The following is a 25,765-nucleotide window of genomic DNA, read 5'->3' as shown; positions in this document are numbered from 1 at the left end:
TTTATTGCGGCCTACACGACGTGGGGTGGTTCAATGTTGATACACGTAACGTAGCGCCCTTATCGAACTTCCTCTTCCCCCGAATGAGATTTCCTATACGAAGAAAAAGCCCTACTCTTTAAACTGAGCAGGGCTTTTGTGTGCAATAATTATTCAGATTTTAAATCTTCGATAGAGTTGATATCCATGTATTTTGGAACAACTAGACCGATTTTTGCACCTTCAAGGTTTGCACCAAGATCTTCTAGGCTGTCTTTATTTGACTCATAAAGGTCGCCGTGAGTACCTGGTAACCATGCTGCTACCATACCATCAGCTTCGCCTTGAGCAACTGCTTGCCACATTGCAGCGTTTTGCAGTTGTGTAAGATCAACTTCGAAGCCTTGTTGACGAAGTACTTCGCCAATTACGTTTGTGGAAGCAATTTCAGAGTCCCAAGATACATAAACAAGTTTCGCTTTTGTACCATCTACTTTTTCAGTACCTTTCGTCCATTCGCTTACCTTATCAGAGTTCTCTTCAACCCAATTCTTTGCAGCTTCTTCAATTGGAGTTCCGTCTTTACGTGCAAGCATAACTTTACCCATTTCTTCTGCATTCCATTTGAACTGATCTAGAATTTTATAAAGGTTAGGCTTTTCTTCTTTAAGACCTGTTTTTACCATTGTCTTAATCTGCTCTTCTCCACCAAATACACCTTTTGGATCTTCTAGATATTTAAGGTCATACTTAGCAAATTTCCAGTGTGGAGTCCAGCCTGTTACAATGATTGGCTCTTCGTCTTCAATTGCGTTACCAAGTGCTTCTGTCATTGCACCACCTGAAGATGTTTGTACTTCCCAGTCTTCAAGTCCATATTCTTCTACTGCTTTTTCAGAAGATTTAACAACACCAGCACCAGCGTCAATGCCAGTGATTGTGTAGTCCATTTCTTCTCCAATAGCAGCTTTTGAGTCTCCACCTTCACTATCTCCATTAGATGAATCAGATGATCCTCCATCAGAAGAACCGCAACCTGCAGCTACGATTGAAAGTGACAAACCAGCCGCCAAACCTAGGCGTTTCCAGTTTAAGTTAAACATAATTGATACTCCCCTTTTTTTAAAATGTACTTCCCTATATTTTGACTTTTCCTAAAGAAGGAAAAGAGCAAAAACAATTCATTATTCACCCTTTTGCGTGTTAAGGCTTTGAGTGAAGCGGTCAATAATAATCGCTAGAATAACGATACTCACACCAGCTACGAAACCTAATCCTACGTTGTTACGGGATAAGGATTCAATTACTTTTTGACCTAGACCTTCTGCACCAATCATGGATGCAATTACAACCATGGATAGTGCAAGCATTACTGTTTGGTTAATACCTGCCATGATGGTTTTCTTCGCCATAGGCAGCTGTACTTTAAATAACTTCTGAAATCCTGTTGTACCAAAGGCTTCAGATGCCTCAATCAATTCTTTCGAAACTTGTCGAATACCTAAGTTCGTAAAACGAACAGTTGGAGGTACTGCGAAAATAACAGATGCAAACACCCCTGGAACCATTCCGATACCAAAGAAGGCAACGGCTGGAATTAAATAAACAAAGGCAGGCATTGTCTGCATAAAGTCAAGTACTGGCGTAATTATCGCCTCTACAACCCTACTCTTCGCCATCCAAATCCCAAATGGAACACCTACAACCACCGATATGATACTCGAGGTTATAACTAGTGAGAATGTATCCATTAAGTCTTGCCATAAATCTTGGTTAAATATAAACCATAAACCTATGAAAGCAAAAATTGCTAAACCAATACGTTTTCCTGTAATAAAGAATGCCAAAATTGCAATCAATGCAATAAATAACCATGGATTTATCCATTGTAGTGTTTCACTTAGCCATTCAATAAAGGCACCTAAGTTATCTTTGATTGGTTCGAATAAGAATTCAAAATTGTCGGTAATCCAGTCTGTTAAATTACTGATCCACTGTTTCATCGGAATCGTTTCGATGATCTTCATTCAATGACACCTCACTTCCAGCTAGCGCTCCTATTACAGCACCACGTACAATAACCCCTCGTAATTTCCCATCTTCTACAACAGCAATTGGTACTGGAGAATCATGAATCATGTCAAAAATCTCATTCATGGATGTTTCAAGAGAGGCTGTTGGTACTTCTGTTTCCATAATTTGATTTAGGTCAGTAATATTGTTTTGCTTCGCTTCAGAAGCTTTATCAGCTGTTACATACCCCTTAAGATTACGAGAACGATCCGTAACATAAATACTAGATAGACCTTCTTCTCTCATACGCTCTAAAGCAACGCGCGGGCCATGTTTCTCTATGTTCACCGTCTCTGGGCGCTTCATAATATGTTGTGCAGTTAAGACCTTGGAACGGTCTACATCTTCAACGAATTTCTCAACATAATCATTTGCAGGGTTTACTAAGATTTCTTCTGGGGAACCGATTTGTACAATCGATCCATCTTTCATTAATGCAATACGATCTCCTATACGTAACGCTTCATCCAAATCGTGCGTAATGAAGATAATTGTTTTTTGCATACGTTCCTGAATATCTAACAGTTCATCCTGCATTTCTTTACGAATTAGCGGGTCTAGCGCTGAGAAAGCCTCGTCCATTAACAGTACTTCTGGATCATTGGCTAATGCACGTGCTAAACCTACACGCTGGCGCATACCACCTGAGAGTTGACCAGGATACTGATTAATGAAGCTTCCTAGGCCTACTAACTCAAGTGCTTCTTTTGATTTATCAGCACGCTTGTTTTTATCAATACCTTGTACCTCTAGACCAAATTCAGCATTTTCCAAAACAGTACGGTATGGGAATAACGCGAAGCTCTGGAAAACCATACTCATTTTTTGACGACGAATATCTCTTAAATCTTTGCTACTCATTTTTGAAAGATTATCGTCATTAATATAAACACTGCCTTCTGTTGGTTCGATTAATCGATTAAGTAAACGAACCAGTGTAGATTTACCACTACCAGATAGCCCCATAATAACGAATATTTCGCCTTCTTCTACTTCAAAATTACACCGGTTTACACCGACCGTGTTTCCTGTTTTTTCTAGAATTTCTTCTTTTCCATAACCTTCATCAAGCAACTTTTGTGCTTGGGAAGGATTCTTACCGAAAATCTTTGATAAGTTTTCTACTTTGATGATCGGCACTAATGCTCACCCCTCTTACATTTTAACTAGTACTTTAGGACGTCTTTTAGTAACTACGTGTATCGTGCTTTGTTATCAACTACCTTTTATACTATATATGATAAATCACAAATGAACAAACTATAAATACTTTTAAATACGAATATTTTAAACGTACAGTTGAAACTGAACAAACTTTTGAATATAAATGCTCCATTTTGCTTCGTTTTACTACAAAATGCTACCCAATCTGTTATTTTCTATTTTTTTTCAATTATAGTAGGGTAGGAATAGTACGAGAGAAGGAGGACCTTCCAATGCCCAATATGGACAACAATACTGTACTAAGTGAAGTACAATATAATGCTGTCACAGAATTTTCAAAGACATTAGAAATGTTCAGTCTTACTCCTTCAGAAGCGAGACTATTTGTAACATTATACATAGAAGGCGAACCGATGACCCTTGATGAAATGAGCGAAGCGCTAGCGAAAAGCAAGACTTCCATGAGCACTGGAATTCGAACCCTTCTCGACCTAAACTTAGTCGAACGCGTTTGGAAAAAAGGAGTAAGAAAAGATTTGTATCAAGCGAATGATGACCTCTTCCCAAAGTTTATGTCCTCATATGTTCAACGCTGGCTTGATGCAGCTTGTAGGCAAAAGCAGTCATTAGAAGAAACAAAGACGCTTTTAGAAAGAGAACAAGGAAACATACAGCCTGAACATCTAAATGATCTTAAACAGCGTCTAGATGAAATGATTGAATTTCACTGTTTAATAACAAAAGCATTTGAAAAACTGGATCATTAAGCTTTCCTTACACATCTTTACTACTCTCTTTTATTTAATTATCCCCCCCATTTGAATTTTTAGTTGTGGGGGATTTTACCATTTCAAAAAATCAATTTATTTATGTACTTTCATATCAACTCTTACAGGATTTTAATAATTTATTATGTATTTTTTGCACATGATTATTTTCAACTTAGACGTTTTCCTGAGATAATATAAGTGAATAGTGTATAGGTAAGGTTATTTTTTTATGCGAGGGAGGGGTACTAGATGAGTCAAGAGGAGCATTCATCCATACATGAAGCCATCTTGTTCAGCCATAAAATGGCTCAACTAAGTAAGGCTCTATGGAAGACAATAGAAAAAGATTGGCAACAATGGATCAAGCCGTTTAATTTAAATATAAATGAACATCACATTCTTTGGATTGCGTATCACCTTAAAGGAGCAAGTGTTTCTGAGGTATCTAAATTTGGAGTTATGCACGTTTCCACTGCATTTAATTTCTCTAAAAAACTGGAGGAAAGAGAACTACTTACCTTTTCGAAAAGAGAGAATGATAAACGGAATACGTATATTCAACTAACAGAACAAGGAGAAGCCTTACTCCTGGAGACAATGAAAACATATAACCCAGAAAATAACTCCTTGTTAACAGGGACACAACCCCTAAAAGAGTTATATGGTAAATTTCCAGAATTCTTAGATTTAGTAGCACTTATAAGAGAGATTTATGGACCGGAGTACTTGGAGATATTAGAACGTTCAATGAAAAATATTGAAGAAGAATTCTATGACGAAGAAGATTTCTTCACAAATGCAAGTATTCTTAAACAGGAATAATCTCTTTTATTCCTGTTTTTTTGTTCTTCGCTTTATCTCGCCTTTACAGGAAATCGTGTTTCTACATATCTGTCTTTAATAATAATCTGCTTAAATTCCTCCATTAATTCCACATACATACCTTCTTTACGTAAAGCTTCTATTGTGTCATCTGGATGAAGTTTCATATTTAACATACCAGCAAAATGAATGAGTAGAGAAGTGTAATCTAATAATCCTTCCTCTTTTTGATCCTCGTACTTATTGTGTAATGTATGTAATAAGAACAGCACCTCTTGATACTCCTCTTCTTTTAACCCTTTCTCCAAAATCATTTTCATGAAAGGGTAGTGATCTGCTCTAGACATTTGCGATAGAAGTCTGACATGAAATGCTAGCATTTCTGTGTCGTACCCTTTATTCTCCACACCTATTCTCTCCTCTTTAGCACTACAATTTAACTGCTTACGACCCTCGTCACCACGCGTCTCAAGTCTTTTTTTAACTTTTTACAAAAACCCTATTGATTTCTTCTTCAAAACATCGTATCATTCCATAGGACTGATGATATTAAAAACAAATTGCGCACTTTGAAACTCTCTCTACGAAAGGAAATGCATCACTAAATTTCCTACTTATTTATGTACAAATAACATTAATATTCTACAAGATATTTTACTATAAATATGAATTGATTGTCACAATAAGGGGGTTGATGAGGATGAACTTAAACTGCTGGAAATCCTTTAACATCACTAAAGAATTTGGTTCGAATCGAATTTATTTACTAAGTCTTATACTTGGTACTTTTTCATTTATTCTCTTATATTTACCCGTTTCGATGCTCCATCAACATCAAGCAGTAAAAGATTATGGTTTATTTCCAATAGCAGTGGCGTTATTCTTACTTCCCACTATTCACAAGCTAATGCACATGATTCCACTTTTACTGCTAAACAAGCGTGTGCGTATACGCTGGAAGTTAAAACGTGGCATCTTACCGACATTCACTTATCGTACTTTTTCAACTTTATCAAAGAAAACGTCTATTCTAATGGCATTAGCACCAACGTTATTTTTGACGATTCCGGGAATCGTAACTAGTTACGTATTCCCGAATTATTACGCATATATCCTAGTATTTACTGCAGTAAACATTGGCATGTCTTTTACTGATTTCTTGTGTGTGAGACAATTCTTACTTGCACCAAAAAAATGCATTATTGAAAATGCAAAAGATGGATACGACATTTTGATTGACAGATACAAGCAATGATGAGAATGTAAATGTAATATCTAGGTTTTATTAGAACAAAAACACCCTGCTTAGGGTGTTTTTTTCAATAGTTAAAACTTTAATCTGTTCAACAGATGGAATTTTTGATACAGTAATTTCATAGGTGCAAAAGGAGGTTCTTAATCGTGACAGTATTTTTTGTACCATTTGCGCTGTTAATTTTATTTATGTTTAATTCACTTACCCATTCTTTGTGCCTGAAAACAGAGATGGCAACTGAAAAACAACCTAAAGTATTTCGAACCATCAATATTTTAATCACAATTTTACTCATTTCCTCTTACGTTGAAGTGCTGTACACATAACAAAAATGAAGGAATAGAGACCGATTAGAAAGCACGTGACTTTTCGTGCATACGAAAGAAGAACTACCTAATTAAAGGTAGTTCTTTTTTTGTCGCTGTATTTAGGAGGCTCCTAGTACAACCAAGATGCACCAACGATGATTAACAAGATGAACAATACAACAATCAAGGCAAATCCTCCGCCATAACCTTTACTCATAAGAACACCTCCTTTTCCAACTAACTAAGATATCTTATGCGTAAGAAAAAAACCTGAATAGGCGAATGACCCGATTTCTCAAAAGTTTTGTGTATGTGTATGTATCGTGCTGCTATTGATTTATTCCTTGATATGGTATAGTATTTTGATGAATTAGTTGTCCATAAAAGACAAGCACAAACAACTGTTCACCTTTTTAAAAATGTAAAATATGAAAATTAAACAATATATAGGAGTGTTTACGAATATGAAAAAAATCACTCTAGCTACTACTTTTGCAGCTAGCATTCTAGCCTTAACAGCCTGCTCTCAATCTGATGCTAATCAATCAGAGGTAGTTGTTGAGTCTGAAAATGGTAACATAACTAAAGAACAATTTTATGAGGAACTAAAAGATCGTTATGGCGAACAGGTTCTGCATGAAATGATTGTTAAAGAAGTACTAAATGATGATTTTGAGGTAACAAAGGAAGAAGTGGAAAAAGAGCTTGAAAAGTATAAGAGTCAGTACGGTGATCAATTTGACCAAGCTCTCCAACAGATGGGTTTCCAAAATGAAGAAGACTTCAAAACAGTATTAGAATACAGCTTACTGCAACAAAAAGCAGCTACAGCAAAAGTTGAAGTTAGTGACGAAGACATACAACAACGCTATGACCGTATGAAGACTGAGCTTCAAGCGAGCCATATCATTGTGGATTCAGAAGAGAAAGCTAAAGAAGTTGCCAAAAAAGTAAAAGAGGGAAATAAAAGTTTTGCTGAACTTGCCAAAGAATATTCAACTGGTCCTTCTGCTTCAAAAGGTGGAGACCTAGGTACATTTGGCCCAGGAAAAATGGACCCAGCCTTTGAAGATGCTGCATACGCACTAGAAGAAGGCGAAGTTAGTGAACCTGTTCAATCCTCATTTGGTTGGCACATCATTAAAGTAACAGGCAAAAAAGAAACAGATGTAAAACCTCTAGACGAAATGAGAGATCAAATTAAGTCAGAGCTTCAAAAGCAACAAATCAATAACGCAGATGCTAAAACATCTATAGACCAAATAATCGAAGATGCGAATGTAGACATTAAAATTAAAGAATTTAAAGATATATTCGAAAAGAAGAATGAATCAGCACAATAATGAGTAAGAGGATATCCACAGTTGGGATATCCTCTTTTGTGTTGTCCACATGTGGATTACTACAGACTTTAATCTTATTAAAGTTAAGCCCCATTCAGGCTATGTTTCGGTTCCTCCCAACAATAGCAAAGGTGGCCTGGGAACGACGAGACTCCCGCCGGAGAAAGAGGTAGGCGAGATCCCCTGAGGGCGTTTTCCCCGAAGGTAGCTTGCCAGCTCGCCGGCAGGACGCGAGTTGTTCCCAGGCCACCTTTATACTATCAAAAGCAACGGAAACATTCCTCTCACACATAATATCTCGAATCCAAGTATTCAAGATTATGCCTCTAATGTTGAATAAACCACTTTGCACCCTCCTTACACCACAAAAAAACAAGCGCTAAGTAGGCGCTTGTTTTTAGGATCCAGAAGCCATAGTATGCTCTTTGTCTTCGTCCTTTTGTTGTCTAGCTTCTTCAATACGTGCCATATACTTTTGACCCTCTTGCTCAATAAAGTGATTCTCCATTTTCTGTTCCTCACGCATAGCACGATAAGCCATATATCCACAGAAGATTATAAACAAGATGATAGCTAACACCCACCAAGGAAAACCGGCAATTACCATCATTTGTGTACCCCCTTGTCCACGTTTACTACATGTATATGCACATAAGTACGTCTTATGACTTAAGAGATTGTTTATTCCTTATTGTGAACATTTAAGATAGGCTTCTATTCTTTGTACTGATCCGCAAACAAAGGCTTATAAAAGCTACGATTATCCATAGCGAATAAACGTTCCGTAAATTCACCAGGCTGTACCTTATCTAATGAACGATTCAACATATTCATCTTCGCATCAACCAAATCGATTAAATGGAGCATTTCTGCTTCTCGAATAAGTGGAGGTTTAGGACTGCCCCACTCTGCTTTTCCGTGGTGACTTAGCACCATATGTTGTAGCATGGTTACCTCTTCACCTTCTATCCCAAGTTCATTCGCCACGCCGCCAATTTCCTCTACCATCATAGGGATGTGTCCAATTAATTTCCCTTCTAATGTATAAGATGGGGTCGCCGCTCCGGATAATTCTTTCAGCTTTCCGAGGTCATGCAAAATGATCCCAGCATAAAGAAGATCTTGATCTAAATCTGGATATAGCTCTTTCAATTGTTTGGCTAAATTTAACATTGATACAATATGATGAGCTAGACCAGATACATATTCGTGATGATTCTTTACTGCTGCAGGATAGGTCAGCAAAGCTTCTTGATACAATTTCACAAAGTGACGTGTAATTCGTTGAAGATTAGGGTTCTTCATTTCAAAAATAGCTTCTGTTATTCGTTCCATTAAGTCCTCTTGTGATACTGGGGCTTTCTCTACAAAATCCGAGGCCTTTACTCCATCTGTAGGTTGGGCAGGTCTAATAGACTGAATTTTTAATTGTGCTTTACCGCGAAACTGATTGACTTCTCCTGTAATTCGAGCTAATTCTTCCGCTACAAAGGTTTGCTCATCTTCTTTCGTAGCTTCCCACAGCTTTGCTTCAATTTCACCTGTTGCATCACGCAAAATTAAAGTTAAAAAAGGTTTCCCATTACTGGCAACCCCTTTGGTAGATGACTTGATTAACATAAAATCATCAAAAGCATCTCCTATTTGATGATTGGATATCCCCTTTTTCATATTGTTCCTCCTCTCGGACGTTAGAAATGTTTTTTATGTAAAATGAAATTACTTATTACTAATTACTTTTAGAGTAATGAAACTTTTCCTTTGTGTAAAGAAAAAAGATGTCCACTACATGGTATGCTTTATTGTCAATTCTTAATGGCATGTAACCTAAGCATATTCTTACTTCTCGATTTCACTAGTATAATGTAAAAAAAAGAAGAGCGTGTATGCCACGCTCTTTCTCTCATTAATCTTCTCTTGGAACATACTTGAAAATTTCACCGGATTCAACAACACGGATAAATTTCATAAGCCAGCGATAATAGCTTTGAGCATATTCAAGGCGATCAATGTCGCGTTGGATTTTACCAACTAGCTCTTCATCATCACAGTTATCCGCAATGGAACGCAGCTCCGAAATAGTTTCATTAGCTTCTTCCATATTTGTTTCCGTATGGTGTCTCCAGCGATTGCCGAATAATGCGGTGAACGCTTTATACCAATCTTCTTCAGACTTGTACAAATCCTTACGAATCCCTTTACGAAAAGCAGGTTCCACCATTTTCATTTCAGAAAGAGAACGAACTCCAGTGGACATACTCGTCTTGCTCATCTCTAGCGCATCACGCATGTCATCGAGCGTCATTGGGTAGTCGGAGAAATATAACGTTCCATATAAACGTCCTACAGAGGAAGTAATCCCATATAGGTTCATATTCTTCGCAATCACCTGGATAAACTTTTCTATTGTTTCTTCATATTCTGCCCATTCTTGTTTTTTATCTACCAATGGACGACCCTCCACTAGCTTTATTCGACATGTACCTAGAGTATTTTATCACTATTATTCCAAACATGCGAGGACATGACAAATAAAAACTTATTTTTTTATAGAAAAATAATCTGTTGTTTGTTCAGTATGTCTTGAATATACTGTCTGCATGATAACACAATTACTTGTTGTGTATGCGAAATATTTGTAAGTAAAGACAAAAATTCTTTTGTTCGATCCTCATCGAAATTAACAAATGCATCGTCAATAATGAATGGCATCCCATGTTGATCACTCATTACCTGACTTAGCGACAATCGTAATGCTACATACAATTGTTCCTTTGTACCTTGAGATAACTGATTCGCAGTGTAACGATCTCCAGATTGTGTTTGTACGACCAACCCTTCTTCTGAGGATGGAACAAAAACATGTACATATGTGTTATTGGTTAGGATGGAGAAAAACTGCTTACAATATTCAAGTACCATCGGCATACGTTCCTGTTGAAATTTAGATTTAGTGTTTCTTAACATAGAATAGGCAACTTTATAGACAGCCCACTCCATGGCTTGTTCCTTTAATAAACTTTTTTCAAACTCTAACTCATGTCGGTACTTGGATATCGATTCGTCTCCCTCTAACGTTCGTAAACGTGATACTATATCTGAAAGATGTTGTCTGGTGGAATCAATTTGTTCTGATAGCTCTTGTTTATGATTAGCCATCTCTTTTCTCTCTTGTTGAATAGACGAAGCATCTAAACAAGAACTCAATAATGATTCTACCATGTCATTATTTAGATATATGGAATAAAGTTGCTCATAGTATTGCTTTTTCTGATTCTTAATGTCATGTAGTCTTTTGACTTTATTGCCTTTGTGTATATAAACTTCCTCATCTTCAGCATTCGCAAACCTTAAAAGTTTACGAATTTCTTCCTCAAAAGGCTTTATCTTTTCTTGAACATCTTGTTTCTGTTGTTCGATTGTAACAAGCCATTCTGAATATGTTTCCTTTAATTCTAATTGCTTTTGAATAAAAGCTTTGTGTTGGAATAAACGATTTTCTTGTTCTTCTATAGAAACATTCTTGTCAACATCTACCTGATTAGCTAATGTTTCCACCTGTTGCTCGTATGAAGATATATAGGTGTTCAATTGTTGAACATCTTGTTCTTGCTGTCTAACATGTTCGATTGCTTCCTTAAGACTTATTACCTTTTGATACGCTTTAGGCCAATAATCTAAATCCACATGACGTAAAAAAGGATGCAACTCCATTTGTTCATCCACTTGTTGATAAAATCGTTGCCGCTGTCTATCTAATGAAGCAAAGCGCTCGTCTAGCTTCATCATCTCCCCCTGAAGTTGTTGAAGTTGATTGAAAACCTGATCAAGCTCTGTTTTAATCCTATCATGAGTTGCAAGCTGTTCCTTATACCAAGTTAAGGAAGTTGTTGATGGTTCATTCCTATCAACTATTTCCTCACCGATACTGGTATCCACACCAGGGAGAGATTTTCGAATTATAGTCACAGCCATTACTACAATTCCAAACAGTCCAACTGTTCCTCCCCCCAACCACCAATTATTCAAAAGAAAACTCATCGATATACCAATGACAGCGAATGCAAATACTCCTACCAATAGTTTATTTGTTAGTGTCATGGCTCGACGACGATAATCTTTCAGTGAATCTTGTTGTTGCTTATGCTGATTATCCACTTGTTGTTGAATTTCTTTTTGATATTGCCTATCTACTTCTTCTTGATAATCGTTATACTCTTGCTCAGATAAAAGAGATTGTTCGAGAGTCTCTTTTTCGGAAATGAGTTGATGTTCCCGTTCCTTATTCACCTGTTTTTGTTGCTGGTATTGTTCATCTTCTGAATCAATATCCCGCTGTTGCTTGGAAAGCATTTGCCAATGTTCCTCTATGTAAAACGGAAAATGTATGGTTGCTATCTCATCCATAGTAAGCTCAATACCTAGTGAGTCAACTTCCTCTTGCAACTTCTTTTTTCGTTGTTCAAGCTCTTGATTGATTTGATCTCTTTGCTCTTTTTTTACATCAAATCGCTGCTTCTCCTGTTCAAGCTCCTTTAATGATTCTAGAATACGTACATCAACTTCATCAAGTTCATTTTGCTTATCTCTGTAGGTTCTCTCATTTTGTTCAATGATTTCCAATTCACTTTTTAAGGGTAGGTATTGATCTTTTAGGTGATAATAACGTTCCACTCCATTCTCAGGAAACGTAAGATGTTCTCCTATATCTTTTTCCTCTTCTCGTAACTCCTGATAAGCCAATAAAGGTTGTACAGCTTGTTGCTTTCTCTCTAGTCGGTCAATGGATGCTTCTACATCCTTATAGCTATTCTGAAGTGAAGCTAGTTTATTTTGTAGTTCATCTTCTTGGTGTTTTAGATAGGCGTACTGCTCCTCTTCCTGTTTAGAAGCCTGATAAAGTTCTTCCTTTTCTTTTACAGATACCAATTGTTGATTCAGTTGTGGATTTTTACCTTGTTTTTTAAATCGTTGATCTAATTCCTTTTCAAGCTTCTTCTCAACATCATAGATTTCTCTGGAACCTGTCATACCAATTCCAAATAAAATATCTCCGATGTCATCTGAATGTAACTGCTGTACATGTTGAATATCATGAAGTCCGAATGAAAATATCGCCTCATATGTAGAACGATCTATACCATTTAGAATTTCTTTTAAAAAGGATTCTTGTTTTTCTTCCCCGTTCTCCAAAAAACAACGTGCTTCCCCGTCATATTTATCTGGTTGCCTTTCAATAGTGACTCGTCCCGAATCAAGAGTTTCAATGACAAGACTTCCTCCTACTGCTCCACCTTTTTGAGGTTTAAATACTTGAAGCTTTCTTGGAGGGAGTGAGAATAAGATATATAGAATGAATTGATGTAATGTGGATTTACCGGCTTCATTTTTACCGTACACATAAGAAAGTCCCTCATTAGAAAAAGGAATAGTTTCATTCACCCATTTTCCGAACCCATAGATGCGTACTTCTATTAGCTTCATGTCCTACTCCCCCTTCACAAGTTCCTGAAGCAACAGCTGTTCTGCTCTGTTTAATATGTCCTGTTTTTCTTCCTCTGAAAAGGGCTGCAGATATTTTCGCATATGCTTATGATATAACAATTCATGCACATATTCTTCGATATCCTGATAATTGTCAAATTGTCGAATTAATTCACCTATAAAATGAGCCCCATTTTTCAACTGTTCCCTATCCCAATCAGGAGTAATGGAAGTATGAACACGAGTAATCCATACCCAATCCGCCACTTCTTCTTCCTGTTCATTCCATATGTCCTTCAGCTCTTCTATCATTGAATTTTCTTGCTCTTTTGGAAAAGGTAATGACCCTTGAAACGTTACCTCTATAAATGCTTTCCCACATTCCATTCGTTTATCATTTTTCCACGATTGAACAATTGTCTCTAAGTCATGTAGGTTCGTTTGCTGCTCAATTTGAAGTGTTTCATCAATAAACTGGATGTTCTCTGTGGGGCAAAATGTAAGGGAAGTAGTGTTTTCGAAAAGATCTACAATATAACACCCTTTCTCTCCCTGTTCGTTTCTATGCCGTCCCTGAATATTACCTGGATAGACGATGTATGGGTCCTTATGTAGGATTTGTCTTTTGTGAATATGGCCTAAAGCCCAATAATCCATACCTCTTTGTAGAAGTTGCTCTACTGAAAACGGGGCATACACATCATGCTCAGTATTTGTAGATAAACTACCATGTAACATCCCTATGTTATAAATCTCTTCAGAGGATGGAATAAAGTCCTGATGTTTGGACTGGTGAACTGCTCGCTGTTCATAACTAAATCCATGTATATCGGCTAACCTCTCCCCATTTTTATAAAAAGGAATGGACTGCACTTCTTCTGTTTCAAATACATGTACATAATCAGGATAAGTCATTGGATAAAAAGTAGCGCTCATATAATCATGATTACCGTGACTGACGTATGTATGGATATGATGTTCCGCTAATCGTTCCAGACCTTTTTTAAAATGGAGTTGTGCTTTCAAGCTTCTGCCATCTTGATCAAAAATATCTCCTGCCATCAACACAAAGTCCACCTGCTGTTCAACAGCATGCTCAATTAGTTTATCGAATGCCTTAAACGTACTCTCTCTCACATCACGAAACAGTGGGCCAGGTAAATGATAATAGCCTTTAAAAGGACTATCTAAATGCAAGTCAGCACAATGCAAAAATCGAATGCTTCCCTTCATACAAAAGAAGCTCCTCTCTGTTCAATCTCATTGATTTGATTGTATCAAACGAAGCACACGAATGCACGTTCGCTTCATATATTTCTTATAACTGGTGAAGCTATTCCTGTGGAGGTGAAACGAATGGCTAAACGAAAAAAGAATCCATCTGAGCGTGGAAAGAGCGCAGCAAGTGTGAAAGGCTCCCCTAATAGTGGACCAGTAGAAAAGTTCCGTGATGAACCTGATCATCAAACCACCAACATGCAATATAAAAAAGAGAATACTGCAAAAGATTAATTTACATTCACATTCAATATGTAAAATATTACGGATAAGAAGAAGAGCAGAAATCCTATGTGGATTCTGCTCTTTTTCTCATGTTTCCTACTATTCTTTTTTAGATAATTGCATAGCCTTTTTCAAATCCTTCAACGATGATGAACGCCCATAGAGGAGTACACCTCCACGATAAACTCGGGCACCGATGACAGCTAATACAATAATAGTACCAATTAATAGTAAAATACCAAGGCTGGATTCCCAAAATGGAATCTCCAACATTCCTACACGAAGGAACATAAGCATTGGAGTAAAGAATGGAATGAATGAAGTCACGGTTACAAAAGTAGATTCTGGAACATTTAATCCGAACATAGCTAACATAAACGCAGCTACAATCAGCAATGTCATTGGTGTAATTACTTGTTGTGCATCTTCAATCCGACTCACAATAGACCCTAGCATGGCAGCCAACGTTGCATACAACAAATAGCCGAGTAAGAAAAAGACTATTGCATAGAGGAGTGTACTGATTTGAACATTAGAAAATCCGAAATAACTAGTAAACCCTCCACCACTCATCGATTCCATATTACTCTTAATGGATTGATATCCAACTAATAAAATTAAGCTGAATTGAGTAATACCTAATAACGCGATTCCGCAAATCTTACCGAACATCTGTGTTACAGGTGAAACACTAGAAATCAATATCTCCATAACTCGAGATGATTTTTCGGTAGCGACTTCCATTGCAATCATGTTGCCATACATTAATACACCAAAATAAAGCAAGAACAACATAATATACACAAGGCCTCGTGTCTCGTTAAGTTCTTCAAATGATTTTGAATCCTCTGCTAATGACACCTTTTCAAAGGAAACAGGGGAATAAATCTGCTGAATAGTTGATTGTTCAATACCTGCGTTTTCTGTTGCCACAGCGACTTTCAATTGCTGCAATCCTTGCTGAAGTTTCCCGCTAACACTCAATTCACTCATTTGATTTGAATAATACGTACCTTCAGGCAAATCATTCTCATTTATAGAGAGCGTTAGCAGACCTTTATATTCCCCTTCTTGTACAGCCGTTTTCGCTTCTTCTTCTGAGCCATCAAATTCAACAACTTCCATGACATCTTCTTGAGCTTTCACTTGTGACTGGAACCTAGAGAACAATGAATCTGTTTCATCAATAACCGCAACCTTATCTACTTGTTCCTCTTCACTGGTAAATGTATCGATGATGTTCTGGAAATTGGCAAGTCCTACAATAAGTAGAAGCGTGATAACAGTTGTGATTATAAACGCCTTGGATTTTAAACGGTTTAGATAAGTATGAGCTAATATAACAAAAAATTTATTATTCATAAGAAGCACCTACTTTCTCAATAAATATGTCATTTAAGGTAGGCTCTTCAAGATCAAAGGTACGTACAAAACCCTTTCCAGATAGAGCTTCAAATATGCGAGCTGCAACATCCTCACTCTCGATTTGCAGTTCACATCCTTCCGTGAAAGGTTTATAGCGAACAACTCCTGGGACATCCTTCAGATAATTCACATCAAAATCCGCACGTACCACTACATTTTTCTTCCCAAAGGACCGTTTCACTTCCTTAAGTCCTCCATGAACAACAGGTGTACCGTGATGCAGAATACATAAGTGCTCACATAGTTCCTCCACATGTTCCATTCTATGAGATGAAAATACGATGGAAGTTCCAGCTTCTTTTAACTCAACAACGGCTTTTTTGAGTTGTTCCACATTAACCGGGTCAAGACCTGAGAAGGGTTCATCTAAAATAAGTAGCTTTGGCTTATGTATCACAGCCGATATAAACTGTATCTTTTGTTGATTCCCTTTCGAAAGCTCTTCAACCTTTTTGTCACGATATTCAGGAACGTGAAATTTCTCAAGCCAAGCATCCATTTCAGAAATAATGTCATTCTTCTGCATTCCTCTTAATCTCCCAAGATAGACAAGCTGATCCTTAACGGTTAACTTTGGATATAGCCCTCTTTCTTCTGGAAGATAGCCAATCAGGTGGCTTTTACTATAATTAATGGAGTCATCGTTCCAAGAAATTGAGCCCTCTGTAAGATCCATCAATCCTAATATCATACGGAACGTTGTCGTTTTACCTGCCCCGTTTGCTCCTAAAAAGCCAAATATTTGTTTCTCTGGTATTTCTAGCGAAAGATTATCTACAGCAGTAGCTGAACCAAATCGCTTAGTTACGTTAGTTAACTTAAGTGTCATGACACACCCTCTCCTCTCCTACTTCACATACGTCTTACATAAGTGATTTGTTTCAAAATCTTTTTACTATTTAGGTTTATACTTTAAATGTATAAGGAAGAACATGTAAGAGCAACAAAAATATTATTTACGTTCATTGTAAATCAAGTCTATCTTTGTATATCTGAACAATTCCCACATTACATTTATCGACAAAAATCAAAAAATATGCAGGAATCATACAACCTAATGCGAAATAGTTAAGATGTACAAATATCAGGAGGGAATAAAAATTATGAAAGCATATGCATTAACTGTATTTGCACCAGATGGTACTCATTTATTAGATGAAACATTCGAAGCAGAGAATGATCAAGACGCAAGTAAAATTGGTAAACAAAAGCTTGAAGATCAAGGTTATGAAGAACATACCCATCGCTGCGTTGCCCCAGATGGACATATGGTATTGTTTCATCGATAAAATCTATAACTCAAAAGCGCAAGCGCCAGGTTAGCGACGTATGTGCTGCTGCCCACACGACGTGGCCGCATCACTTTTTTTAGTTATACACAAGCGTTTAATTTTATAATTTCCTGGACGACAAATAGATCCTGGCATATGCCAGGATCTTAATTTTGCTTATCTGCCTTTAAAATCAGGCTTGCGTTTTTGAAGAAATGCTTGAACTCCTTCTTGATGATCCTCTGTATTTTTTAAATCAAACTGCCATATACGCTCTTCTTGCAAAATTTTCGATAGTTTATCTATTTCATTGCGGTGGTACACTTGCTTTGTTCCGATCATAGCGTGAAGCGGACGTTGTTGCCATTGGTGAGCAAGTTTAAATGCTTCTTCTTCTACATCTTCAGAGGTAACAGCATCTACCAACCCTTCCTCAAATGCTTCTTGGCCAGTAAGAGTTTTACCTTCCCAAGCAAATAGCTTCGCTTGTTGTGTACCAAGACGTTCTTGTAACCAGAAATGGCCACCACCATCTGGAATTAAACCAATCCCTATAAAATTCATCGATAGTTTAGATGAGTCATGTGCTAAAACATAATCAGTTGATAAAGCAAGACTTAATCCTAAACCTACTACCGGTCCATGAACTGCAGAAATAACCATCTTTGGCATGAGATAAAACTGAGTCATCACATCCTCAATATCATCCATCACATGCTGAAAGGAGTGCTCCCCTCTCGTTTCTTCCATCATATTTATATCCCCGCCAGAGCAAAACCCTTTTCCTTCTGCAGAAATAACAACTAGTAAATCGTCATTTTCTTCAATATCACAAATATGATCTTTTAATTCTTGAAGACTTTCATGGTTAAGCGCATTCATTTTATCAGGACGAGTAAGCTTCAAGTGTGATATACCGTTCTCACTCTTTAACGTAAAATAACTCATGGTAACCCTCCTATTACATACTTACCAAAGCAAAACACTGGTATAAACTAACTTCTTTATTGCTTTCTATATTTCCTGCTGAGATAGGAAAACTAAGAGTAGATATGTTTATTCAGAAAAAGTTAATGATTAATAATGCTTGTTTAGTTAGAGTATTAAAAGAGTTTCTAACGTTAATTCACGGAATTTCTTTTTCCCCATTATCTTGAAGACTTGGGTTCGTGGTATTCACTAAGTGTGGGGTGATTAAGGAGACAAAGTGATGCTATGCTAACGGACATACAGTATCTTATTCTTCGATTTGAGGGGGATTTTCCATTCGCAACGGACATCCAGTACGCTATTCAGCTTAAATCACCATAATGAAGTGTGTTTTTTCACAAATAAGATACTATATGAAGCTGTCTATTAACTGTGGAAACCATCTACCGATATAATATTTGGAGTTAATAATGGTCAAAGCAACCCCACAATTAGGCTTTTTTAGAGTGATATATCTATTTTTTACCATGAAATTGGAGTGAGTTTGAATGAGACTCAAACTTATCCAGAGTTAATAGACACCTTCTATATGTCCGTTAGCCTCTCCAAAAGAGGGTTTTTACAGAAAATAAGAGATTATATGTCCGTCACAAAAATATGTCCAACGTATTGCCGATTCCGATAACAACATAGCATACTAGTCGCTGGGCGCTGGAGCTGGACGTGGCTACTTCAATTCTTCAGTTATACACAAGCTTGAATTTTATAGTACGCTAGACAATAAAAAAATCCTCCCAATAAGGGAGGATTTCAACTTGCTTTATTGTTGTCCTTCTTCGTCTGTACCATAAAGCTCTTCTAGAGGCTTAGTGATGATTTTGCTTACATCATTAATTGTTTGGTTTAGACGTTGCTCTTCTTCCATTAGCTTAGAGATTTGCTCATGCTGTTGTACTGTTTCCACAACTTTGCGAGCTTGTTCAACTTCTTCTTCAGAAATCTCTTGTCCTTGCATTTGTTTTTGTTGCAATTCGATTTGAGTATTACGGAAGTTGTCGAACATTTCTTTCGCTTGCTCATCCGCCATTACTGCTTCATAAGCCTGTTTAAGGCCTTGAAATTCGTCGCTTTCGCGGATTGCTTTTTCTAGGTCGTATGCGTAATCATAAATATTAGCCATGAGTGTTGCCTCCTAATTATTTGTCCTTTTAAGCTCATTCCCTAACACTATAACAAACGAAACGTAGTGTGTATAGGAATCCGATAAAATCGTTATCCAATAAGGATAGCGATAATTCCTTGAACAAGTCCAATGACTCCTCCAAGCAATGCGCCGAGGTAGGTAATCATCTTAAATTCTCGACGAGAAATATCTAATACCATCGTCTCTAAACGCTCTACAGAAAAAGATTCCACCTCTTGCTTCACGATATCAGAAAGGTGTAGCTTTTCCATAATTTCAGGTATTCGTTCAGATAAATAAACACCAATATGATTAACCATGCTCGGAACCATTGTGTCTAACACATATGGACGAAGGGTCTTAGTATGTTCCGCTATAGAACGATTCATCCATTCTTGAACAGGGACGGCATTTGTGACAACAGATGCCAACGTTTTTGCAATGACATCTGATCCTACCTTTTCTTCGTAGAAGCGCACATCCTTGTTTGTCCACTTATCCCATTCGCTTTCAAGTAGTGAAGTTAACCAGCTTTTCGTTTCGTTTGAATGAAGATAGTTACTAATAGCTGGCTGAATTTTATCGACAAGCCCTTCATTACCTAAGAAGTTTGAAATCATATTACCCAAAAATCCCTGGCCTTCCAAATACCGTTCAATAATATCCCCAAGTTTTCGTTTACCTTGCTCACTTGATATATATTGATCTAATTGATCAAGGATATACGAGCTAACCGTTTCCATACTCGCTTTTCCTTTTTGATCCAAATGGGATGGCATCAAATCTTTGATAGAGTCTTCTCGATATTGGTCCATTACTTGGTGATAACGTTTTTGCGTGAATTCATAAATGGATTGTTCCATCTTTTCTACATCTAAAGGAATATTGTAACTTGCTAACCAATCCTCAAGTGTTTGTTCAGAATGAAGAAAACGGTCCACCTCCGTTTTAGCCCATTCCTCCATTTGTTTTTGAAAAGTGGCGTCCAAGAACTTCCTTCTTAACCCTTCTGGAGTTAAAAGGTGTTCCACCACCATTTTCCCTAACTGATCAGCTAGTTCATTACGGCGTTTTGGAATTAAACCGGGTGTGAATGGTAGTTGTTTCTTGCCAATATATTTTGGATGAAAAGGTCTGAAGAGCATCTTAATTGCCAGGGAGTTTGTAACTCCACCAATTATAGCGCCAATTACCATCATTAATAATATAAGTAAGAAAATTTTCATAAGACCGACCTTCCTATCTTCAATTGTTCATAACGTTCAACTTCCTTAAACATATAGTATATCCAAAAGCTTGGATGAAGAAAAGGAAAAGCATGATTTCAAACAAGCGTTCATAGGATAGTTATGAAAAGGTAGAACAGGAGGAAAACATATGGAATCTTTCCACTTTCATCTACAATCCTATCGAAGTCATAAGAATCGTGTGATTGTCCCTAAACAAGTGTACCCTGCATTTAAACAAGCCCAAACGATAAAATATGGAATTAAACAAGCTTCTATTGAGATTATGACACATCAAAAAGATGACGACATTTTATATATTTCCGAAGACTTAGTTACGCAACTTCATCTTGTGCACCAGCGAACGATTTCTTGTTTTGTACAAGGTTCGCATATTCTTCTTCAACCTTTACTCGGTGTATTTACAGCCGGTTTTCAACAGGATGAAACCCAAGCGCTTGGGGAACGTACTCCTGTGTTTGAGTCGATGGCAATGACCGGACAATCTTATGGCTTTGATACAATTTTCTTTGGTTATCAGCATATAAACTGGGATAACCAAACGATTCATGGATTGGTTTTTAGTGATGGCGAATGGAAAGATTATACCTTCCCTATCCCTTATGTCATCTATGATCGAATTCCCAATCGTAAAGTTGAACACCATCCTTCTATAGAAGAAGCTAAACAAAAGCTTCAAGAACATACCATTTGGTTTAATTCAGGATTTTTTAATAAATGGAAAACCTATGATCAACTTATTCAAACAGGTCAGGTTGCACATTTACTACCTCCAACCGTTCTTCACCCATCAAAAGATAAAATTACTGAGATGCTCGACACTCATAAAAGTATTTATATTAAACCGATACATGGCAGCAAAGGTACAGGTATTAAAAAGTGCACCATTCACGCTGAGTCAACTGGAATCGAATGTATGTATTATGATCAAGATAAAAAGGTCCATCAGCGCTATCAACAAATTGACCAAATGCTGAAGCAGCAATTCCCTAATGGGCTCTATGGGTACATCGCTCAGCCAGAAATACCTCTAAAATCGAAACGATCTAGTCCAATGGATTATCGTGTTCATGCAAATAAGAATGAAAATAATGAATGGGAAGTTACAGCGATATGTACGAAATTCGCAGGTAAAGGAAGCCTCACTACTCACGTGAAACGAGGTGGTTCTTTGCACACACTTGATGAGTTATTCGATGATAAAGAAAGCCAGAATATATACAAAAAATTAGAACGTTCAGCACTTCTTGTCAGCAAGGCACTAGATCATAAATCATCTTCACCACTCGGTGAACTCGGATTCGATTTTGGAATCGATGAAGAAGGAAAAGTATGGCTGTTTGAAGCAAACTCTAAACCAGGCTATGCCCTCTATGACCACCCTGCTTTTCAAAAAGAACAATCCATGATTCTCTCGTATCCATACCGTTACGCAAAACATTTTTATTTATCTTTATTAGCGGAATAACATAGGTACTACCCTCAAGTAGTTCAGTTTTAGAGTATGTATTTCTAATTGAACTACTTTTTATTATGGGGATGGAATAATATGCTGATACTCCATTATCAGTATCATTATGTTGAAGACTTGTGTTCGAGATAATTTTGGTGTTTGCTTAGAAAGAGTGATGTTTCCGTAGCTTTTATTAGAATAAAGGTGGCCGTGGAACAACTCGCGTCCTGCCGGCGGCCCTACACGGTGTAGGGTCGTTCGATGTTGTCACACGATGTGACGGTTTTAGTCGAACCTCTCCTTCTCAAGCCTCCTCAAGCCCAAAAGCGGGGCTTTGCGGGATCTTGCCTACCTCTTTCTCCGGTGGGAGTCTCGTCGTTCCACGGCCACCTTTGCTTTTGTTGGGAGGAACGGAATCACGGCAAGGTTAGAGTGGGACTGTTTCGGAATCATGGTATTCACGAAGCGAGGAATCAATTATGACACAAGGTGATTCTATGCTAGCGGACATATAGTATCTTATTCTTCGATTTGAAGACTTTTTTGCATTCGCAACGGACATCCAGTACGCTATTTAGCCTAATTGACCTTAATGTAGTGTGTTTTTTCACAAATAAGATACTATATGTCCGTTAGCCTCTCCAAAATAGGGTTTTTACTGAAAATAAGAGATCATATGTCCGTCAAAAAGTTCTCCTACGTATTGCCGTTTCCTACCCACCCCAACTCTTCGGACCACTCCAATTATTTCGAGTCCAAGTACTCAACATTATGCCTCTTATATGAAAATAAAGAGCTATAAATCGCATAAGCAATTCATAGCTCTTATTCAAAAGATAGTGTTCCTACTATTTCATAACCAACAGTTCATCTACATGTTTATGCAAGAACCGGAAGTATCGGTCCATATCTTCAATGGATGTGTATGGTGATATACTAAAAAATTTGTGAGAAGTGATATTAACCTGCTCATTAGTATCTATTGCTCTTACAGTACATTGTTTTCTAGTACTGCCAAAATACAGATCCTTTCGATCCACACCCATTGATTCGATTAGTTTTTCATTTAACTCGTTTGTGGATTGAATCTGTTGTTGTGTAGATAAGCCATACTTCTCCTCTTCCCAATTCACTCCGTCTTGATAAAAACGAAAAGTGGTAATTGGGGATAGTTCATTCGTGATTGCTACGAATTTAAATTCAGTTTTCAACCTTTTACGAAATGCGAGGTTTATGGATAGATAATTAGCCAATAACCTTTGATACCCTTCCACACCAAACGTAAGTAATGAAGCATAAATAGGAATGGAGGTGCCTGCTCTAGAGCACTCTAATGTATAGCTAGTGTGATAATGACCAAATCCTTTATTTCCTACATAAGGAGTTTCTTCTGGATGTAAGTCTACTGCTTGTAAATCTGATTTATTTTGTAATAGAAATAAACTTGATACGTAAGGCGTCTGACCAAGTTTATGAAAATCAAATACCAGACTATCGGCAAGCTTCACGTGTTGGTATTTGTCATGAATGTTTGTTAATTGATCTAATACATCTTTTTCAATATTTAATGGGTTAGCGGAAAAATCATACTCATTGAAAAATGCAAACATACCTCCCATAGCTGTATCAGCATGAAGATAAATGTCATTTAACTTGTATTTATGTTCCAACTCAGTTAGCAGTTCTTTTACTTCTTTGATTGAATCAATCCCAAATGTATCTGTCGTTCCCATTGTAGTCAGTACATATAAAGGAACGCCACCATCTGCAATAACAGTTTCCATTTGTTTACGTAGATCATCAATATTTATGGAGTGATCAGCGTTTGCCTTAATCTTAATCAAGTGGTCTGTTCCAAGGCCTGTCGCTTCCATTGATTTATGCAAGCTATAGTGTGATAGTTCAGAACAGAAGCAGTATAGATTACGAGGTACTCCGCTTTTATTTGCCTCCGGATATCGTTTCGATATGGCTATGCGGAGTGATGTAAACGTTGCACCTTGTCCACCCCATGTTGTGTAGCCGCCACTTTTCTTTGCATCAAACCCTATTAGCTTTGATAACATGCTAACAATTTGAGTCTCCACATTTGCTGAAGTAGAACCTTCCACATCCCATAAATTATTTCCGTTCAATAAGGTCATCAGAAAATTAGCTACTAAACTCGCTGTATTAGGCATGGAAGAAGCATTGGCCAAGTAATTGCTATTTGATACTCGATGCCCTTCGCTTAATTTTATTAATTGATGTAAGGTCTGATCTATAGCATGACCTTTCTCTGGTATAAATGCTTGCTCTGCTAGCATGTGATAATATGTTTTACTGTCGCTATTTAATTGCTCTTCGCCAAGAATAAGACTATTAGGATCTTTCATCTTATCTAACTGTTCTAATACATACTGAAGATAGCTAACCATTTCATCACGACTAGCTTTGTTCCCATCAATACTAGGATATAAGGTATGTAAGGAATCCATAAAATCCCCCCTATTTGTTGATTACATAAAGAATAGCTAATTGCACCCGGTTAACGAGATATAAACTGCTGCCACAGTACATCGATTGGTTCTATATTGACTTATCGTAAAGAGTAAGTTTGTTAGTATCTGGGCGCTGGATCTAGTCACTTAAATGTCAGAACTCATGCATTCTTTATTCAAAAAAATGCTCCACTCTTCATTATACATCAACCTCCTGAAAATAGCTTAAAAATTTTTGAATTCGCTTACATATAATTAAATATGTATGAGATGAACGAGTAGCCGGAAAAATAAGTCTAGAAAGGAGGGCATGCTATATGGCAGATCCCAAAAAAGACCAACAAAAAGAAAGTCGAGAAGAATATGAAGTAGATGTAGATCGAATGATTAACGAAGGGCTTGCAGGTGGTACGGTGAACTCCTCATATAACCGCGGACAGATAGAGGAATCCCGCGATCTCCCTCACGAGAATGAACCCTATCCTGCCGAAACGAAAAGACTAAAACATAAATAAGTAAACATAAAACTTTCGTAAGAATAATAAACCAATACTTCAATGACTTATGGACTAATGAAAACACAACGTAGGTCAAAAAAGAGATAAGAGAACAAAATAAAAGGGGTGCATCCACTAATGGAACACCCCCTTTCTTAGCTTTATCGGCTTTTCACAATCATTTGTACAGCCTCTTGAATCAACTCGTCAGTAGGCTCTCCATTCTCCTCAGAACTACGGATACATGCTTCCAAGTTTTTGGCAACAATATACCCAATAGAACGATCGATGGCAGAGCGTGCTGCAGATAATTGAGTAATGACGTCTTTACAATCTTTCTCTTCTTCCATCATCTTCAGGACGCCACGTACCTGTCCTTCTATACGTTTTAAACGGTTTTTCATATCCTGAGAATATTGATTCATCTCTTGTGTTTCCAAGTTAGGTCCCCCCTTATCACGTTCTATCTATTAAAGGTAGAGCATTTTAGTATAAAATCCTTATATTTCATTATACAATACCAACGCTTGGAAAAAAAGTTTGAGTATTTAGTCGAAACACCACGATTGTTATAATGA

Annotated in this window: 26 protein-coding genes; 9 read left to right on the top strand and 17 right to left on the bottom strand. The window is 37.2% G+C overall.

The genetic code is table 11. From position 1 onward, the window contains the following. Window positions 1–149: 149 nt before the first annotated feature. The 3 genes from N782_RS12695 to N782_RS12685 all read right to left on the bottom strand — a co-directional run bounded on the left by N782_RS12695 (window position 150) and on the right by N782_RS12685 (window position 3,192). A complete protein-coding gene (locus N782_RS12695) occupies window positions 150–1,082 on the bottom strand; it encodes a glycine betaine ABC transporter substrate-binding protein (protein ID WP_036820538.1) in 933 nt (310 codons plus the stop codon). 81 nt (window positions 1,083–1,163) lie between these two features. After that, complete coding sequence (locus tag N782_RS12690; protein WP_036820535.1) at window positions 1,164–2,006, bottom strand: ABC transporter permease; 843 nt, start codon at window positions 2,004–2,006, stop codon at window positions 1,164–1,166. Next, window positions 1,963–3,192: a quaternary amine ABC transporter ATP-binding protein gene (locus N782_RS12685; RefSeq protein WP_036820533.1), complete on the bottom strand. Its 1,230-nt coding sequence runs from the start codon at window positions 3,190–3,192 to the stop codon at window positions 1,963–1,965. The genes N782_RS12690 and N782_RS12685 overlap by 44 nt, the downstream gene beginning before the upstream one ends. Window positions 3,193–3,488: 296 nt before the next feature. Here N782_RS12685 and N782_RS12680 point away from each other — a divergent pair, with 296 nt between their 5' ends. Together N782_RS12680 and N782_RS12675 are read left to right on the top strand one after the other, a co-directional pair. Further along, the gene (locus N782_RS12680) at window positions 3,489–3,983 is read left to right on the top strand and encodes a GbsR/MarR family transcriptional regulator (RefSeq protein WP_036820531.1); all 495 of its coding nucleotides are present in this window, start codon (window positions 3,489–3,491) and stop codon (window positions 3,981–3,983) included. Window positions 3,984–4,235: 252 nt separating this feature from the next. Further along, window positions 4,236–4,808 (top strand): HTH-type transcriptional regulator Hpr, encoded by a 573-nt coding sequence (locus tag N782_RS12675; protein WP_036820528.1) that lies wholly within the window; start codon window positions 4,236–4,238, stop codon window positions 4,806–4,808. Window positions 4,809–4,840: 32 nt separating this feature from the next. On the opposite strand, the gene N782_RS12670 is transcribed toward N782_RS12675, so the two are convergent. Next, on the bottom strand, window positions 4,841–5,215 hold the full coding sequence (locus N782_RS12670; protein ID WP_052111325.1) for a DUF1878 family protein: 375 nt from the start codon (window positions 5,213–5,215) through the stop codon (window positions 4,841–4,843). 293 nt (window positions 5,216–5,508) lie between these two features. On the opposite strand from N782_RS12670, the gene N782_RS12665 reads away from it, so the two are divergent. Both N782_RS12665 and N782_RS12660 read left to right on the top strand, forming a co-directional pair. Next, window positions 5,509–6,063, top strand: a complete 555-nt coding sequence (locus N782_RS12665) for a DUF3267 domain-containing protein (protein ID WP_036820525.1) — start codon at window positions 5,509–5,511, stop codon at window positions 6,061–6,063. A 146-nt stretch (window positions 6,064–6,209) separates the two neighbouring features. After that, entirely contained in the window at window positions 6,210–6,389 is a 180-nt protein-coding gene (locus N782_RS12660; protein WP_036820523.1) for a hypothetical protein, read from the top strand. A gap of 112 nt (window positions 6,390–6,501) precedes the next feature. On the opposite strand, the gene N782_RS12655 is transcribed toward N782_RS12660, so the two are convergent. Next, the gene (locus N782_RS12655) at window positions 6,502–6,588 is read right to left on the bottom strand and encodes a YjcZ family sporulation protein (protein WP_036820520.1); all 87 of its coding nucleotides are present in this window, start codon (window positions 6,586–6,588) and stop codon (window positions 6,502–6,504) included. Between the two features lie 247 nt (window positions 6,589–6,835). Here N782_RS12655 and N782_RS12650 point away from each other — a divergent pair, with 247 nt between their 5' ends. Then, on the top strand, window positions 6,836–7,714 hold the full coding sequence (locus N782_RS12650) for a peptidylprolyl isomerase (protein WP_036820517.1): 879 nt from the start codon (window positions 6,836–6,838) through the stop codon (window positions 7,712–7,714). Window positions 7,715–8,111: 397 nt separating this feature from the next. On the opposite strand, the gene N782_RS12640 is transcribed toward N782_RS12650, so the two are convergent. The 5 genes from N782_RS12640 to N782_RS12620 form a co-directional block, all read right to left on the bottom strand. Next, window positions 8,112–8,324, bottom strand: coding sequence for a sporulation YhaL family protein (locus tag N782_RS12640; RefSeq protein ID WP_237582655.1), 213 nt, complete (start codon window positions 8,322–8,324; stop codon window positions 8,112–8,114). A 104-nt stretch (window positions 8,325–8,428) separates the two neighbouring features. Continuing rightward, complete coding sequence (gene yhaM, locus N782_RS12635; RefSeq protein WP_036820511.1) at window positions 8,429–9,385, bottom strand: 3'-5' exoribonuclease YhaM; 957 nt, start codon at window positions 9,383–9,385, stop codon at window positions 8,429–8,431. A gap of 235 nt (window positions 9,386–9,620) precedes the next feature. Further along, a complete protein-coding gene (locus N782_RS12630) occupies window positions 9,621–10,163 on the bottom strand; it encodes a GbsR/MarR family transcriptional regulator (RefSeq protein WP_036820508.1) in 543 nt (180 codons plus the stop codon). Between the two features lie 98 nt (window positions 10,164–10,261). Beyond that, on the bottom strand, window positions 10,262–13,198 hold the full coding sequence (locus N782_RS12625; protein ID WP_036820505.1) for an ATP-binding protein: 2,937 nt from the start codon (window positions 13,196–13,198) through the stop codon (window positions 10,262–10,264). A 3-nt stretch (window positions 13,199–13,201) separates the two neighbouring features. Continuing rightward, window positions 13,202–14,431 carry a metallophosphoesterase family protein gene (locus N782_RS12620; protein ID WP_036820503.1) on the bottom strand — a complete coding sequence of 410 codons (1,230 nt, stop codon included), beginning with the start codon at window positions 14,429–14,431 and terminating at the stop codon, window positions 13,202–13,204. 123 nt (window positions 14,432–14,554) lie between these two features. Between N782_RS12620 and N782_RS21300 the strand changes: the two genes are divergently transcribed. Then, window positions 14,555–14,710, top strand: a complete 156-nt coding sequence (locus N782_RS21300; protein WP_152600770.1) for a YuzL family protein — start codon at window positions 14,555–14,557, stop codon at window positions 14,708–14,710. Between the two features lie 90 nt (window positions 14,711–14,800). Here the strand turns inward: N782_RS21300 and N782_RS12615 are convergent, their stop codons facing one another. Continuing rightward, window positions 14,801–16,063: an ABC transporter permease gene (locus N782_RS12615; RefSeq protein WP_036820500.1), complete on the bottom strand. Its 1,263-nt coding sequence runs from the start codon at window positions 16,061–16,063 to the stop codon at window positions 14,801–14,803. Beyond that, window positions 16,056–16,955, bottom strand: a complete 900-nt coding sequence (locus tag N782_RS12610) for an ABC transporter ATP-binding protein (protein ID WP_036820497.1) — start codon at window positions 16,953–16,955, stop codon at window positions 16,056–16,058. The genes N782_RS12615 and N782_RS12610 overlap by 8 nt, the downstream gene beginning before the upstream one ends. A gap of 274 nt (window positions 16,956–17,229) precedes the next feature. Between N782_RS12610 and N782_RS12605 the strand changes: the two genes are divergently transcribed. Beyond that, entirely contained in the window at window positions 17,230–17,415 is a 186-nt protein-coding gene (locus tag N782_RS12605; protein ID WP_036820495.1) for a YhzD family protein, read from the top strand. Window positions 17,416–17,574: 159 nt separating this feature from the next. On the opposite strand, the gene N782_RS12600 is transcribed toward N782_RS12605, so the two are convergent. The 3 genes from N782_RS12600 to N782_RS12590 all read right to left on the bottom strand — a co-directional run bounded on the left by N782_RS12600 (window position 17,575) and on the right by N782_RS12590 (window position 20,736). Further along, window positions 17,575–18,345 carry an enoyl-CoA hydratase gene (locus N782_RS12600; protein WP_036820493.1) on the bottom strand — a complete coding sequence of 257 codons (771 nt, stop codon included), beginning with the start codon at window positions 18,343–18,345 and terminating at the stop codon, window positions 17,575–17,577. An 802-nt stretch (window positions 18,346–19,147) separates the two neighbouring features. Next, window positions 19,148–19,507: a YlbF/YmcA family competence regulator gene (locus N782_RS12595; RefSeq protein WP_036820490.1), complete on the bottom strand. Its 360-nt coding sequence runs from the start codon at window positions 19,505–19,507 to the stop codon at window positions 19,148–19,150. 92 nt (window positions 19,508–19,599) lie between these two features. Beyond that, window positions 19,600–20,736 (bottom strand): DUF445 domain-containing protein, encoded by a 1,137-nt coding sequence (locus N782_RS12590; protein WP_036820488.1) that lies wholly within the window; start codon window positions 20,734–20,736, stop codon window positions 19,600–19,602. A 151-nt stretch (window positions 20,737–20,887) separates the two neighbouring features. Here N782_RS12590 and N782_RS12585 point away from each other — a divergent pair, with 151 nt between their 5' ends. Beyond that, complete coding sequence (locus tag N782_RS12585) at window positions 20,888–22,225, top strand: YheC/YheD family endospore coat-associated protein (protein WP_036820485.1); 1,338 nt, start codon at window positions 20,888–20,890, stop codon at window positions 22,223–22,225. 833 nt (window positions 22,226–23,058) lie between these two features. On the opposite strand, the gene N782_RS12580 is transcribed toward N782_RS12585, so the two are convergent. Further along, window positions 23,059–24,687 (bottom strand): pyridoxal phosphate-dependent decarboxylase family protein, encoded by a 1,629-nt coding sequence (locus N782_RS12580; RefSeq protein ID WP_036820481.1) that lies wholly within the window; start codon window positions 24,685–24,687, stop codon window positions 23,059–23,061. A gap of 320 nt (window positions 24,688–25,007) precedes the next feature. Between N782_RS12580 and N782_RS12575 the strand changes: the two genes are divergently transcribed. After that, window positions 25,008–25,205 carry a hypothetical protein gene (locus tag N782_RS12575; protein WP_036820478.1) on the top strand — a complete coding sequence of 66 codons (198 nt, stop codon included), beginning with the start codon at window positions 25,008–25,010 and terminating at the stop codon, window positions 25,203–25,205. A 143-nt stretch (window positions 25,206–25,348) separates the two neighbouring features. Here N782_RS12575 and N782_RS12570 read toward each other — a convergent pair whose 3' ends face one another. Beyond that, on the bottom strand, window positions 25,349–25,612 hold the full coding sequence (locus N782_RS12570; protein WP_036820561.1) for a metal-sensitive transcriptional regulator: 264 nt from the start codon (window positions 25,610–25,612) through the stop codon (window positions 25,349–25,351). Window positions 25,613–25,765 lie beyond the last annotated feature (153 nt).

This window comes from Pontibacillus yanchengensis Y32 (assembly GCF_000770635.1).
GTDB classification, from domain to species: domain Bacteria; phylum Bacillota; class Bacilli; order Bacillales; family BH030062; genus Pontibacillus; species Pontibacillus yanchengensis.
The sequence above is the reverse complement of the archived record's forward strand: the minus strand, read 5'-3'. Positions and strand labels throughout refer to the sequence as shown.

What these genes read in the sequence shown, in the direction of transcription:
- N782_RS12595 (WP_036820490.1), bottom strand. Translation starts at nt 19,507, where the DNA reads ATGGCTAATATTTATGATTACGCATACGACCTAGAAAAAGCAATCCGC.
- N782_RS12695 (WP_036820538.1), bottom strand. Translation starts at nt 1,082, where the DNA reads ATGTTTAACTTAAACTGGAAACGCCTAGGTTTGGCGGCTGGTTTGTCA.
- N782_RS12590 (WP_036820488.1), bottom strand. Translation starts at nt 20,736, where the DNA reads ATGAAAATTTTCTTACTTATATTATTAATGATGGTAATTGGCGCTATA.
- yhaM (WP_036820511.1), bottom strand. Translation starts at nt 9,385, where the DNA reads ATGAAAAAGGGGATATCCAATCATCAAATAGGAGATGCTTTTGATGAT.
- N782_RS12650 (WP_036820517.1), top strand. Translation starts at nt 6,836, where the DNA reads ATGAAAAAAATCACTCTAGCTACTACTTTTGCAGCTAGCATTCTAGCC.
- N782_RS12580 (WP_036820481.1), bottom strand. Translation starts at nt 24,687, where the DNA reads ATGGATTCCTTACATACCTTATATCCTAGTATTGATGGGAACAAAGCT.
- N782_RS12665 (WP_036820525.1), top strand. Translation starts at nt 5,509, where the DNA reads ATGAACTTAAACTGCTGGAAATCCTTTAACATCACTAAAGAATTTGGT.
- N782_RS21300 (WP_152600770.1), top strand. Translation starts at nt 14,555, where the DNA reads ATGGCTAAACGAAAAAAGAATCCATCTGAGCGTGGAAAGAGCGCAGCA.
- N782_RS12610 (WP_036820497.1), bottom strand. Translation starts at nt 16,955, where the DNA reads ATGACACTTAAGTTAACTAACGTAACTAAGCGATTTGGTTCAGCTACT.
- N782_RS12625 (WP_036820505.1), bottom strand. Translation starts at nt 13,198, where the DNA reads ATGAAGCTAATAGAAGTACGCATCTATGGGTTCGGAAAATGGGTGAAT.
- N782_RS12620 (WP_036820503.1), bottom strand. Translation starts at nt 14,431, where the DNA reads ATGAAGGGAAGCATTCGATTTTTGCATTGTGCTGACTTGCATTTAGAT.
- N782_RS12615 (WP_036820500.1), bottom strand. Translation starts at nt 16,063, where the DNA reads ATGAATAATAAATTTTTTGTTATATTAGCTCATACTTATCTAAACCGT.
- N782_RS12690 (WP_036820535.1), bottom strand. Translation starts at nt 2,006, where the DNA reads ATGAAGATCATCGAAACGATTCCGATGAAACAGTGGATCAGTAATTTA.
- N782_RS12575 (WP_036820478.1), top strand. Translation starts at nt 25,008, where the DNA reads ATGGCAGATCCCAAAAAAGACCAACAAAAAGAAAGTCGAGAAGAATAT.
- N782_RS12680 (WP_036820531.1), top strand. Translation starts at nt 3,489, where the DNA reads ATGCCCAATATGGACAACAATACTGTACTAAGTGAAGTACAATATAAT.
- N782_RS12600 (WP_036820493.1), bottom strand. Translation starts at nt 18,345, where the DNA reads ATGAGTTATTTTACGTTAAAGAGTGAGAACGGTATATCACACTTGAAG.
- N782_RS12655 (WP_036820520.1), bottom strand. Translation starts at nt 6,588, where the DNA reads ATGAGTAAAGGTTATGGCGGAGGATTTGCCTTGATTGTTGTATTGTTC.
- N782_RS12605 (WP_036820495.1), top strand. Translation starts at nt 17,230, where the DNA reads ATGAAAGCATATGCATTAACTGTATTTGCACCAGATGGTACTCATTTA.
- N782_RS12675 (WP_036820528.1), top strand. Translation starts at nt 4,236, where the DNA reads ATGAGTCAAGAGGAGCATTCATCCATACATGAAGCCATCTTGTTCAGC.
- N782_RS12585 (WP_036820485.1), top strand. Translation starts at nt 20,888, where the DNA reads ATGGAATCTTTCCACTTTCATCTACAATCCTATCGAAGTCATAAGAAT.
- N782_RS12570 (WP_036820561.1), bottom strand. Translation starts at nt 25,612, where the DNA reads ATGAATCAATATTCTCAGGATATGAAAAACCGTTTAAAACGTATAGAA.
- N782_RS12640 (WP_237582655.1), bottom strand. Translation starts at nt 8,324, where the DNA reads ATGATGGTAATTGCCGGTTTTCCTTGGTGGGTGTTAGCTATCATCTTG.